Below are 13581 nucleotides of genomic sequence, written 5' to 3' on the forward strand. Positions count from 1 at the left end.
AAGGAGAGGCAATGACCGAGTACGACGACGAAGAGCGTCCTTTGGTATTCACGCGGTTGGATGGCACGGTAGTCGTGCTAACCGCCGCTTTCTGGACGATAAACGCCTTGCAGTTGAGCGCCCGATCGCTGATTTCTCCTTCGGAATTCAACCAGATGGAAGGGGTTGTGCTGGCACGATTGGCCAGCCTTATAACTGGAATTTTTCTGACCTTGGGGATGTGGATCATCCTGCGCCGTCTGACAGAAACCCGCACTTTCGCCTGGTTCTGGCGGGCCGCGGCTCTTGGTCTAATAGTCTGCCTGATCCACACGGTGCTGAACGCGACTTACTTCCGAGTGCTGACGGACTATCACACCTCGAGTGGCGAGTTCTTTCTGCACCCGCGCAATGTAATCTCCACCTATATTTCCTTCCTGTGGCCAATCATGACTTGGTCCGCTCTGTGCGCCATCATGGTTGCGGGCGACAATCTGCGCCGCCAACAAGCGCGCACGGCAGAAGCACAAGCCGTTGCGCAGCAAGCGCAACTGGCCGCCCTACGGCTACAAATTCAGCCGCACTTCCTGTTCAACACCTTAAACTCTGCCTCCAGCCTGATCGGCCAAGGGCGCGCCCAGGAAGCAGACAGGATATTGGTACGATTGGCCGACTTCCTAAAACACACCCTGACCGCCGCGCCGCGCGAACTTGTACGGTTAGAGAACGAAATCGACAGTCAGGGACGCTATCTCGACATTGAGGAGGTCCGTTTTCCAGACCGCCTAAGCCGAAAGCTGCTGCTGGAACCGGAAGCCATGGGAGCGATGGTGCCAAGCTTGATCCTACAGCCCTTCGTCGAGAACGCCATCAAGCATGGCTTAGCCCATTCGGTGGCTCCCATTACTTTGGAGGTCGGTGCCCGACGCGACGGAGAGCGGCTTAAACTGTGGATTGCCGACGACGGTTCGGGCACCGCCACCTGCACCAGCGGTCTGGGTCGCAGTCTGGCGAACGCAGGACGTCGACTGCACCTGATTTATGGCCCCGAGGCCTCGCTACGCTACGGCCCTAGCGTCGAGGGCGGCTGGCGCGTCGATATCGAACTGCCGTTCGAGGTCGTCGCATGAGAGTGTTGATCGCCGATGACGAGCCCCTCGCGCTCGCGCGACTGAAACAGGCCCTGACCTGCATTCCCGAGGTCGAACTGATTGCCACCGCCCGATCGGGCGAGCAGGCGCTAGAGTTTATTCGCGAACTGAAACCGGACGTCGCCATTCTAGATATTCAGATGCCCGGGCTAGACGGCCTAGCCGTAGTAATGCGTCTACGGGCTGACGAGCCTGTTCCCGAAGTCGTCTTCGTGACAGCCTTTACACAGCATGCTGTGCGGGCATTCGAACTGAACGCGGCCGACTATCTAACCAAACCTTTCGAATTCGAACGCTTGCGAGCTGCGATCCGCCGGGTGCGGGTTCGGCTGGACGGCCGCAACTCGGACCAACGTTTCGCCGAACTTCAGACACTGGTCGCCTCGCTCCAGCAGACAATCGAACCGCCTCTACATGAAACCGAAATTTGGATCCGGCGCGCCGATGGCCTGTATCGTCAGCCGCTGGACGAGGTGGAACTTATTCTGGCCCAGGGCGACTACGTCGAGTTGTATGCGCGCGGCGTAGCCTATCTAGTGCGCGACACCATCAGCGCTCTGGAGCAGAGGATCGACCCTACCCGCTTCATGCGCTGCCACCGCTCGACCATCGTCAACCTGACATTCGTACGGGGAATGCGTCGGCGCGGCGGACGCAAGCTGACCTTGTCCCTTGCCAACGGAAAGGAGATTGCGGTCGGACCCAGCTATTTAGATCAAATATCAAAATCCGTGAACATCAAACCGTGGAGACGAAGCTAATTCAGTATAAATATTTGCAGATTTGTAATTTTTGTTGTTGTGTTTAAATTATCGCCAGTTATTCATATAAATAATATTAGACACATTCCATTATTGCCCCACCTCACTCTCCGAGTACTGTTTGATTGCTTCAGAGTCACCTGATCGACCTTGAGCATTCTTACGAACATTCCGCATCCAAGGATGCGTCGGGAGGGCATTGATCTTGCGAACTCACCTTTTCCGCCAGCGATTGCTGGCCACCACCATGATCGGGGGGGCGCTGGTCTCGGCCACGCCGGTCATGGCTCAAGCGTCGCAGACGCCTGACAACGCTGAGCCCACCGCGGTCGGCGAGATCGTCGTCACCGGCTCGCGTATCACCCGTCCGAACCAGGATTCCCCGGTTCCGGTTTCGGTTATCACCGCCCAACACATCGAAGCCACGGGCCAGATGAACACAGGCGATATTCTGCGCACCCTTCCGGAGGCTGGGGTATCGACCTTCACTCCGACTACGACGACCTTCTCAACTGCCAACAACGGCGTCACTACCGTCGATCTGAGGAGCTTGGGTGAAAATCGCACTCTAGTTCTGGTCAACGGCCGCCGGCATGTAGCCGGTATCGTCGGTAGCCAGATCGTCGACTTCAACACCATCCCGACTGACTTCATCGACCGCATCGATGTGGTGACCGGCGCTGCCTCGGCCGTTTACGGCTCTGACGCACTGGCCGGTGTCATCAACATCATCACCCAGAAGAACTTCGAGGGTCTTGAGCTTTCTGCTCAAGGTGGCATCACCGAACGCGGCGACAACGAAAATTTCAAGATCGGCCTGAAGTTCGGCTCCAACTTCGCCAACGATCGCGGCAACTTCGTCGGAGCACTTGGTTGGCGGCAGACGGGCTCGGTCTATGGCCGCGACCGTTGTGATCGCGAGATGTGCATCGACGCTGCCGCTACGACAGCGCGCCAGCACAATGTTGGCGTCTTCTCCTCATTCATCCCACGCGGCACGGCGCTTATCCCGCGCGTGGGTGCCGGTAACCTGACCAGCGTGGTCGATGATAGCGGCGCAGTCGTCCCCTACACCAACGCCGGATTCGGATATAACCGCTCGGGCGAGCGTCAGCTTTTCGTGCCGGAAGAGCAGATCCGTTTCAACGGTCAGATGACGTACGATATCAACGATAATCATCGCTTCTTCTCGGAGATGTCGATCTTCCATGGCCGCACTTCGAGCGAGATCGAAGGCAACCCGGTCGGTTCGGAAGCCATCTACCAGGACCAGTTCGGCATCGACCAACTGCCTGACTGCCGCGACTTCGACGGAGACGGCGACAACGAGTGCCGCTACGGCGTGCCAATCACTAGCGCAATCGTGCCGACAGCTCTGGCCAACGCCGTGCGTGCCCAGCACCCAGGCATCGCCGACGATGATCTGGTGGTCGGCTTCCGTCGCCGTATCACCGACGTAGGTAATCGCGGCAATGAATCGGAACGGGCGATGGCCCGCCTGGTACTCGGCTTCGAAGGTGAGCTTACGCCTAATCTGAACTATGAGTTGAGCATGAACTACGGTCGTTCGGATTACGACCAGCGTTCGAACGGCGACATCATGACCGCCCGCTTTCGACAAGCTTTGGACGCCGTGGTCGTAGGTGGAGAGACTGTCTGTCGCGACACCGCCGCCCGCGCTCAGGGCTGCCTGCCCATCTTCATCTTCGAAGAAGGCGGCATCTCGAAGGAGGCGGTACAATACTTCACCGCCGCCACCAGTCTGGACGCCTATCAGGAGCAGTACATCGTCAACGGCTTCGTCAGTGGCAATGTGCCCAGTATTCTGCCGGCAGGCGACATCGGTTTCGTCATCGGCGCTGAATACCGTGAAGAATCGGCCCGCTCGACTCCCGACCCGCTGACCCAACTAGGTCTGGCCACCGGTAACATCACGCCAGAGACCAAAGGCGCGTTCGATGTCGTTGAAGCCTTCGCTGAACTGCGCATCCCGCTATTGGCGGATCTGCCGTTCGCGCAAGCCTTGGACCTGAACTTGGCCGGACGCGTGTCCGACTACAGCACCGTCGGCTCGACCACGGCTTGGGCCGCTTCAGTCGAATACCTGCCAACCGATTGGCTGAAGCTGCGCTCGCAATACGCTGTCGCTGTGCGCGCCCCGAACATCAATGAACTGTTCAACCCCGGCTCGCAGACCTTCCCGCAAGTCGGCGACCCTTGCGAAGGCGTTACTCTGAGCGGCGGTCAGGCGGCCTTCCTGAACACCAGATCAAACATCGCCGACCCGACAGTCGTTCTGGGCAGTGGCGTCGATGCCTCAACCATCGGCGATGCGGTGGCCCAGGCCTGTATGCGCGATCCGGCAGTGGCCGCGCGCGTCGCTCGTGACGGCGGCTTCGCCCTGACCCAGCCCGAGTTCCAGGGCGTGTCTGGCTTCAACACCGGCAACCCGGATTTGACACCGGAGACCTCCAAGACCTTCACCTTCGGTTTCCTGTTCAACCCTCGCTGGAACGACTGGTGGTCGCGCCTGTCAGTGTCGGCGGACTACTATGACATCTCGATCGAAGACGGCGTCGGCACCTATGGTCGTCAAGTCTCGGTAAACCGCTGCTACGAGAACACCGCGTCGTATGATCCGAGTTCGCCGTTCTGTGGTGGCATCCAGCGGTTCAGCGGCGGTGCCTCGGTCGGCGCTCTTCAGTTCGTCAATATCCGCAACCTAAACCTCGCCGAGATCAACATCGAGGGGATTGACGTCAAGGCAAGCTATGGCTTCGATCTGAACGAGCTCTTCACCGGCCGTTCGGGCGATATGGGCCAGTTTGCCGCCTCGCTATCGTACAGCCACCTGCTGGACTTCGACTCGACAGCCTTCCCGGGTGCCGCGCCGCAGACCTTCGCCGGAACGGTTGGCTCGCCAGATCACGAGGCAATGCTGAATCTCCTTTACTCGCGTGGCCCGCTACAGGTCTCCATGGGCGTCCAGTATGTCGGCGAGGCGGATGTGGGTTTCTTCAGCGAAGATCTGGAATCGCTGCTGCCGTCGATGACCTTCGTTAACGCCCAGCTGCGCTATGACGTATCAGAGCGCATGAGCGTCTATGCCGGCGTCGACAACCTCTTCGACGAATACATGTTCATCGCAGGCACCAACGGCGACATCGGCCAGTCCACCGGCTGGACCACCTTCCCGGAAGTCTATGACGGCCTAGGACGTCGCTTCTATGGCGGATTCCGCTTCAGCTTCTAATCTCTAACTCAACAACAGTAAGGGCCGGGCGTAAGCTCGGCCCGTATTACAGGTGAGTATGGCTCGCCTCATACGGTCGCAATGCTCTAAAAACGGAGATTGGCATCCCCACCGCTAGCTGATGTAGCGCCGCTTCCCTCAGCTTAAGGCGCGGCAAATATCAAATGGACAGCAAGCATTCGGACTCCAAAGCTGCTGTGCCTAGTCCAAGCTCTTCCATTCCGTCAAAAGCCGGTCGCAACGGTCGCGCATCCGCCGCATCTTGCCTTCTCGAAACCACGAAGCAGCTATTGCGGTCAAGGCGCTGATCAGCCAAGCCAAAATCGCCCAGCCAAGGTCACTGGCGAGACCTGCAATCGTCAAGGCAGCACCCACAGCTGATGCTATTAAAAGAAGCCAAGCGGCCCAACGTGCCCGTCGCATGGCACCGATCGTGGCGTTCGCATGGTGGCGGGCCTCCAAGAGGGTGGAGAAAGGCGTCCGCGATGCCATAGCCCTAAACGCCCTGCGCCCCCTGACCCAACTGGTTATTATGAAGGGTGTCGCGATCAAGAGCGCAGCCGACGCTAGACCATAGGCCCAATCAGTCTGTAGCCACGCCATGAAGGCGAACCATAGCCCGAAGACCCAGGCGAAAAGTGCGCCCGCTGCTTCAGCCCCTTGTGACACTGCTCGCATGCGCCGATAGCTGCGAACTTTTTTGGCCAGTGGCTCAACATCCGGCGACGACGTTCGCCAACCTGCCTGCAGTTCTGAGATGAAGGGATCAGTACTCATTCAGCATCTCTCGAAGCATGGTCTTAGCGCGATTGATGCGCACTCCGACGTTTGAAGGTGTCATACCTAGGGCGTCAGCTATTTCCGCGTACGATAAATCTTCCAGCAACAAGGAGAGCACCTGTCGGTAAGGCAGCGGCAAACGACGAACCGCGACTGTCAGTTGACGTGATCGCTCCGTCGATACGACTTCGTCTTCCGGCGTCGTCGGCGAGGTCTCTAACTCAATCGCCGCATCGCGTCGCTTTAGACTGGTGCAGCGAATGACATGATCAACGCCATGGTTGTGCGCTATGCGATAGATGAAGGCTTTCAGGCGGTCGGGGTCCTCAAGCTTATGAAGAGAGAGGTGCACCGCCAGCATAATATCCTGAAACAGATCCTCCCGAAGCGACCGGTCCGCTTCATAGGTTGCAGCCACGCGCGCTAGGCCAGGTGCATGGTTCTTCAGAACTGTGTCGAACAGAGTCATCAAGACCTTAGTCTTGGTTAGGCTCCTAGATATTACAAAATATTTTTACGTGTTCGAGCGTAAGTTTACCCGTCCGGCTCAGGACTAAGTCGTCAGTCAAACTCGGGAGTTACTGATGACACGCCAGATACTTTTATCGACTGCGGCTGCGGCCATTTCCTTTCTTTGGGCTGCTGGCAGTGCCTGTGCTCAAAATGCACTTCAGCGGACGGAGCCACGTATGGTCTATCAGGGCATGTCGATCGTCGATCCAGACACGCGCTCAGTGCTCCCGGGCGCTTACATCCTGATTGAAGAAGGTCGGATCGCGGGCCTCGGCCAAGGTGGGCTACCTGCAGGATGGCACACTGCGCCCTTGCAAAACATGAGCGGCCTATACGCCATGGCCGGCCTGATCGATACGCATGCACACATCACCTTGGGGCCAGCGGAGTTGGTGGTTGAGGGTGACCAGCCCAAGCTGAATACACCTCATCGCCCTGATATCATCAACCACAACTCGGCAGCGTTGCTGTCCGCGGGCGTGACGACCGTGCGCAATCCTGCGGGGGATGGCGAAGCCAATCGCCTTTATGCTCAAGCGGTAGCCGCTGATCCCACATTTGGTCCCGAAGCGCGCTACGCAGGCGAGGTAATTGACCGCCCCGCTTTTCCGTTCGACGGGTTGGTCACCCAACCGACCCCAGACCTGTCGGTCCGTGATATCGTTAACCAACAGGCCGAGGCTGGTGCCCACTTTATCAAGCTCTACGAGAACCTAACCGAAGCCGATCTGGTCGAGGGTATTGCTGCCGCGCGCGAACATGCGCTCCCCACCATCGCTCACCTGTCCGATGTCAGTTGGATTCGCGCCGCCCAACTTGGCGTGAATGCCTTTGTCCACCTGATGCCAACCAGCCCCGAGCTTCTTCCCGAAGACGTGCGGGAGGACTACATCAGCCAACTGCGGCCCGGCGGTTTCAAGTTCTTCGAATGGTGGGAGTTGGTTGATTTGGAGGGGCCGCAGATCACCGAACTGATCCAGGTGCTTGCCACCGAAGATGTCCATGTCGAGGCTACGCTCATAGCGTTCGAGCCAGCCTACTGGGGCGATGACGCGGCGCTGTTGGCGCGTGCGAGTGCCGACACACACCCCGACATGATGGCCAACTGGGAATCCGGGTTCCGGTTCGATATGGGATGGGAACCTATCGATTACGAACGCGCGAAAGCAGCGTGGCCAAAGGTTTTGCGCTTCCTGCGGATGCTGCACGAGGCGGGTGTTCCCCTGACCATCGGCACGGACTTGGCGAACCCCTTTGTCTCGCCCAGCGGCGCAATGGCCCGTGAGATGGTCCTGCATGGCGAGGCCGGTATCCCCGCCTGGGACGTGCTTAGGATGGCTACATCTGACGCCGCAGACCGCATCGGGGTTGGAGAACGAACGGGCCGGCTCGCCATCGGCAAGGAGGCCGATATCGTGTTTCTGGGGCGTGATCCCAGCCTTGATCTATCCGCCGTGAGCGATGTTCGCGCGGTCCTGAACAATGGGGTGGCGGTGAGGTCTGCGCTTGATCAAGGACATCAGGCCGATCGTTGAAAGACTGGCTTAGTCGCATTGAAATACAATCAAATTTAAGGAGCTGGGGGCCGGACCTCGATTGAAGTCCGCCCCCAAGATTACGACATGACTTATGAAACTGATCGGCCCTCACACGACAAGCCCAGACTGCTCTCGCGCGGCCGAGCTCTTCTCAGGACGCTGACCGGTATTCTAGTGGGAGGGCTTTTCTGGCGCTCAGCCCGACTGCCGCACCGTTTTGATTGACGAAACCTATCTGAAGTCGCGCCGCACGACTTCGATCCTGCGGTAAAGGGAGGACTTTGGCGACTAATCGGACAGACGAAAGGCGGAATGAACACTAAGCTGCACGCCATGACCGATGCGAATGGACGCCCGATCAGCCTATTTATAACGCCGAGCCAAGTCAGCGACTACACCGGCGCGGCGGCTCTTCTGTATAGCTTTCCCAGAAATCAGAGGCTGTTGTTGATCGAGACTATCGCGGAGATAGTCCGAGATCGCCTTGGAAGCCAAGGGGATCACGCCCGGCATTCGTGAAAGTAAATCTAGCATCGATCCTGTTCGTTACGAGAAGCGCCAATATAAGCGACCCAACCACATCGAAATCATATTAGGTCGCCTGAAAGACGGGCGACGCGTACCACACGTTATGATTGGTGCCCCAACGTTTTCCTCTATGCCATAGCTCTCGCTGTTACCTTACTTTTGACTATCAGCCTTGAGCCCAAGTCAGGGCCGAATGCCTTTTAGGGGCCGCACAAGTTGATACATTTGCATGAATTTATTGTGCGCTCTGTATAAAATTGAGCAGATCTTAGCTGGTTTGCCTCCATATTGAGCAGTTCTTAACTGGTCTGCTTAAATGGTCTGTTATCTCAAACCCTTACAGGGTGGACTTTAAGTGAGCAGCTCTTAACTTGTCCCGACATGTCTGTCAGGACCAGTTAGAACCTGCTCAATACCAGTTAAGAGCGGCTACATATAAACAGGCCTGCTGCCGGTTTGTTGGGCACCGGATAAGATGTTTTGACCTAGCTGGCATTCCAAGAAAGCCGCTCCCGAAAGGGGGCTGCTCATACTTGGGCTTTGCAAACTAACCGCTGGCAAAAAGGCCGTCAAGACACTATTCATAGCGTCTCTAAGAACGCGACGAGTGCCTTTTGCTCTTCGCTCGTCAGGTTCAGGGGAGCCAGCAGCGGATCGGTTTGCGGAAAATGTGGATCATCCTTCTGGTCATCGCGCGGGCGCGGGCGTGCACCGCCTGCATTATAGAAGGTTACCACTCCCCTCAGCTCCGGCATGATCCCATTGTGCATATAGGGGCCTGTACGGCGGATGTTGCGCAGGCTGGCCGTGCGGAACTTGCCGATATCGGCTGGATCGCGCGTAACCTCGTACCGGCCGAGGTCCTGTAACTCGCGACCATAATAACTCAGCCCGATATTGTGGTATTTCTGGTCACTCAGCAGCGGCCCGTTGTGGCAGTTGGAACAACCCGCCTTGGTGCGGAACAGGTGAAGCCCCTGAAGCTCCTCATTGGTTAGTTGAGCACGGCCATCCATGAACCGGTCGAACTTCGACACACGTGGACGCAGCGAACGCTGGAAAGACGCCAAGGCATAAGAGATGCGTTCGATCGTAATCTCGCGGTCCCCGAAAGCCGCCTCGAACATAGCTTCGTAGACGTCGTCATTTTTCATGCTGGCCACAATACGCTCGTGGCTGGTGGCCATTTCGACCGGATCCACGAACGGGTGCAGGGCCTGATCTTCCAAAGTCGGCGAACGACCGTCCCAGAACAATTCCTTCCACCACGCCGCCGTCAGCAGGGATTGCGAATTACGCACCCCACGCATGCGATTATGTCCGAACGAAGTGCGTAGCCCGTCCGAGAAGGACAGGTCGCTTTCGTGGCACGACGCGCAGGCAATCTGTCCCGAACCCGAAAGCATCGGATCGTCAAACAGGGCGCGCCCCAGCGCCACCTTTTGCGGCGTCGTCGGATTATAGTCCGGTGACGGCGCAGGCGGCAGCTTGGCGAACTCGGTGAACTCCGACCCTTCTTTCAGCCACGGACGCGGCCATGTGTCGGGTGCTCCGCTGTAGGCCAGGCGCAGTTCGGTTGCACTGACCGGTTCCTCGACCTGAGAAACGGCGAGGCCGCCGATGCCGAAAACAGCACCGACGACCATTACCACCCCGGCGATATCGCGCAGGTTGATCAATAACGCACCCTCAAGCCAACCCAGGCATTGCGCCCCATCTGCCACGGATCGGACGTACTGGTCGCATTGGCTACAGGGATGGTATTGAACAGGTTATTGATCCGCACATCCAGTTCAGCCGTGCCAAAGCGGGTACGTGCGATCTCGGCTGTGACCGACAGATTGGCATCCATGCTGCTGTCGTATTTGACGACATCATAGACATCATATCGGGTGCCGTTGACGGTCTGGTTGATACCCGTGTCCTCGACGCGTTCGAACGAGCCGTTCCAGTGGATGTTGAGATTGGTCTTTACGCGTCCATCGAACCAGTTGGACGACAGGTCGGCATTGAGCGTCCACGGGGTGGCAAAATCTTGAATCTGGTTGTCCGCCAGCGCCTGCAGGGCCGAGACGATCTCACCTCGATACAGGACCAGGTCGCCCTGATAGTCCGTCTCGTCGGTCACGTCGAAATAGCTGATGTTGGAGGCCTTGGTCTTGGACCAGTTGGCCGTCAGCGACAGGGCGTGGTTGTCCGCCAGACGGCGCATATATTCCATAGACAGACCGCGATACTCGCGCGAGCCGTCATTGTTGATGGTGAAACGCTGTCGGGTCGCATTGCCGCCCGTCTCCTTGTCATAGACTTCGCTTGTGCTTCCAGAACGCGAGAACTGGTCTTCGGAATCGCGGGCCACGCCCTTGAAGCGGTATTCTCCACCAATCAACGGCACCGGCCCCGTCACGGCAAAGCTCAGCTCGTCAACATAAGGTGTTGCAAGGTCAGCGTTCGAATAACCCGCCGTTTCCGTATGCGAATACAGGGTCCAGTTATCGCCAAAGACCTTCTGGCCATTCACCATGGTCGGCGTGCGACGCCAGATGTAGTTGCCCGGATAGTCCTCGCGCAGGGCATAGCCGAGGAAACTGCGGCCGTAATAGCGGTTGGCCGCAACCGTCACGCTATGGCCTTCCCACGGCAGGGCGTGACTGGCCGACAGCCGCGGTGCGAAGTTGTGGTTCTCCAGCAGGGTTTCGTAGTCGTAACGCAGGCCAGCGCGCACATCGAAACCGCCAAGATCAAAGCGGTACTCGCCCCACAGGGTGTAGGTCTCCAACCGGCGCTCGGTATCAAAGGCACGGGTTTCGTTGAACTGGCCCAGAGCCCAGCGGCCCGGTACACAGGTCAGGGCTGCCGCTTCCGCAGGATCGGCACAGGCGATGTTAGCGCCCACTTCCGAAGCGGCACTGTCACCATGTCGATAGGAGCGGCTGTAGGGCTGGGCCTTGCGACCTGTCACCTGCGCAATCTCGAAGCCAAGCCGTAGGTCGCCATTCGTCAGGGGCTGTTTCCACAGACCTTTAAGTGTCAGGTCCTTCTGGCGTTGGATCAGATTGCCCGGCCCGCCCACAGCGCATGAAGAATTGCTGGAGCACCAGTCTACCCCGGTGCCGACAGTCGACACGCTGGTCGTGCCAGGGTTTTCAGACGTACGGTCCGTATCCGACGAGACGTAGGACAGGTCCAGTTCCCACTCGGCATCGCCTCGGCGTCCTTCAAGACCGAGCTTGGTGGTCAAACCCCCGCCATTCAGGAAGGTCAGGTTGTCATAACCGTTCTGGTGAGCGAACTCGGTCTCGTACGGGCTGTAGGTCACCTGTCCGGTCAACAAAAGATCATCGGCCAGATCGTACTCGCCCTTCAGCAGATAGGTTTCCTGCAGGCTGGACTGACCATAGGTACCGTACTGACGCCAGTTGGCACCGCGATCCTTTACGATAGATGACTCGTTGCGGGTATAGGAGGTCAGCGCACGAAGGCGCTCCGACACCGGCAGGTCAACGATCAGGCTGAAACGCTCTTTCTCGTATTCAGGCTCGTCCGGATAATCGCCTTTGAAGCTGTCGCGCACGCGATCCGACATGCGAAATTGTGCAAGGCCCGGTCGGGTGACTCCGTAATAGGTCGATACGCCGAAAACTGGCGAAGGGCGGCGCGTTTCCAGTTCGACCACACCACCGGTGAACTGACCGAACTGGGCCGAAATGTTGGAGTCATAGACAGCCACACTGTCGATCAGGTCTGCGTCCACCCAGACGCTCTGCGCCGAGGCTGCGGCATTGCCTTCGATGTAGTGGTTGGCATTGGTCGAGGACACATCGAGACGGGAGTTCACACCCACCCCGTCCAGACGGATCATGTTCTCATAGATGTTGCCGCCCGAAATCGAGATGTCCGCAGGGCGCAGGTCCAGCAGTTCTTTCTCGGTCGCAAGGCCTTCCGAACGGCTGAACTGTACCCCCGGCATGGCTTTTAGAACCTGCAGGACGTCGCCCGAACCCGGCTTGCGACGCTCGACGCCGTCGCGGGTCACGCGACTGACGCCCGAGTCTCCGCCATTACCAAAGCTATAGGCCGTTGGCGGCGGTGCCTGTTCCTGAATGACGATGGAAGGCGTCACGTCCTGCGCCACGGCCGCTCCGGCAAAGCCAAGAGCGATAAGGCTGACTGCAGACAGATATTGGATACGCACTGAACATTAACCCCGCTTAAAACTGGGCCATGCATTAGCTCCATGATTTGCATTTGCAAACCATTATCATTATCAATTCATCAGAAACCTGCGTATATCGCTTCCCGTTCGTATCCATTTTGGCCTGTTCCATGCCTGCCGCATTGACCTCTACACCCTTCAAGATCGGCGCTTTCACCGCCGTGTCTTCTGTATTTGGTGCAGGTCTGGCAGCCATCGCCCTGACCTATCCCGTGCCGGAGGATCCGCTTGGCGGAGCGCCCGTTTTCGAGGTCGAGCTTTTCCAAGATGCGGGCATGAGTGCCCCCGCCAGCCTTAAGGGCAGCACCACCCAACTTGCACCGCCTGCCCAAAAACTATCTCGGGATCCAGCGCGCCAAAACCAATCCACAGCCGAAACCGCCCCCGCCACCGAGGTCTTGGCCCGCGAACCCGCCTTTTCTTCGCGCGCGACGTTTTCAGAAGTCTCGACGAAAACCGGTACGGCCAACCCGGCCAGCACGAAAGGTATCCAACCCCCTGCACTCCATCATGTGGCAGGCGCTCAGGTCACGGGTGACGACCGGCGCGGCGCGTCTACGCAAGGGGCTCAAGGCGGACGGCACACGGATACCTATGAGGCGCAGGTTATCCGATGGCTGGACGCGCGCAAACAACATCCCGGACGTCTCGAAGGTGTGGTCACCCTCAAGTTCGAAGTGGATCGTCGGGGCCGTGTCCGCGACTGCGTTGTGACCCAAACCAGTGGCGATGAGCGTTTGGACCGCATAGCGCAGCAACAACTGCGTCAGGCTGCGCCACTGCCGCGCCCACCCCACGATGTGACATGGCAGACCCGCCAGATCACGGTCAGCCTGGATTACCGTCGCCACGCCTGATCAAG

8 protein-coding genes and 1 pseudogene are annotated in these 13581 nt (G+C 58.3%); 6 read left to right on the top strand and 3 right to left on the bottom strand.

The features are described from left to right. Positions 1-11: 11 nt before the first annotated feature. From WEU32_RS12550 to WEU32_RS12560, 3 genes are all read left to right on the top strand, one after another. On the top strand, positions 12-1109 hold the full coding sequence (locus WEU32_RS12550; protein ID WP_406852121.1) for a sensor histidine kinase: 1098 nt from the start codon (positions 12-14) through the stop codon (positions 1107-1109). Next, a complete protein-coding gene (locus WEU32_RS12555; protein ID WP_406852122.1) occupies positions 1106-1891 on the top strand; it encodes a LytR/AlgR family response regulator transcription factor in 786 nt (261 codons plus the stop codon). Before WEU32_RS12550 ends, WEU32_RS12555 begins: the two co-directional genes overlap by 4 nt. 205 nt (positions 1892-2096) lie before the next feature. Further along, positions 2097-5144 carry a TonB-dependent receptor domain-containing protein gene (locus WEU32_RS12560; RefSeq protein WP_406852123.1) on the top strand — a complete coding sequence of 1016 codons (3048 nt, stop codon included), beginning with the start codon at positions 2097-2099 and terminating at the stop codon, positions 5142-5144. A gap of 766 nt (positions 5145-5910) precedes the next feature. Here WEU32_RS12560 and WEU32_RS12565 read toward each other — a convergent pair. Beyond that, complete coding sequence (locus WEU32_RS12565) at positions 5911-6393, bottom strand: RNA polymerase sigma factor (protein ID WP_406852124.1); 483 nt, start codon at positions 6391-6393, stop codon at positions 5911-5913. A gap of 220 nt (positions 6394-6613) precedes the next feature. On the opposite strand from WEU32_RS12565, the gene WEU32_RS12570 reads away from it, so the two are divergent. Both WEU32_RS12570 and WEU32_RS12575 read left to right on the top strand, forming a co-directional pair. After that, the gene (locus WEU32_RS12570) at positions 6614-7972 is read left to right on the top strand and encodes an amidohydrolase family protein (RefSeq protein WP_406852125.1); all 1359 of its coding nucleotides are present in this window, start codon (positions 6614-6616) and stop codon (positions 7970-7972) included. 211 nt (positions 7973-8183) lie between these two features. After that, positions 8184-8707, top strand: a pseudogene (locus WEU32_RS12575) (transposase); the annotation flags it as partial. A gap of 377 nt (positions 8708-9084) precedes the next feature. On the opposite strand, the gene WEU32_RS12580 reads toward WEU32_RS12575, so the two are convergent. Together WEU32_RS12580 and WEU32_RS12585 are read right to left on the bottom strand one after the other, a co-directional pair. Beyond that, positions 9085-10182, bottom strand: a complete 1098-nt coding sequence (locus WEU32_RS12580; protein ID WP_406852126.1) for a cytochrome-c peroxidase — start codon at positions 10180-10182, stop codon at positions 9085-9087. Then, positions 10179-12698 (bottom strand): hypothetical protein, encoded by a 2520-nt coding sequence (locus WEU32_RS12585; protein WP_406852127.1) that lies wholly within the window; start codon positions 12696-12698, stop codon positions 10179-10181. Before WEU32_RS12585 ends, WEU32_RS12580 begins: the two co-directional genes overlap by 4 nt. 131 nt (positions 12699-12829) lie before the next feature. Between WEU32_RS12585 and WEU32_RS12590 the strand changes: the two genes are divergently transcribed. Beyond that, a complete protein-coding gene (locus WEU32_RS12590) occupies positions 12830-13576 on the top strand; it encodes an energy transducer TonB (RefSeq protein WP_406852128.1) in 747 nt (248 codons plus the stop codon). The last annotated feature ends 5 nt before the right edge of the window (positions 13577-13581 follow it).

This window comes from Brevundimonas sp. BH3 (assembly GCF_045345115.1).
Taxonomy (GTDB): Bacteria; Pseudomonadota; Alphaproteobacteria; order Caulobacterales; family Caulobacteraceae; genus Brevundimonas.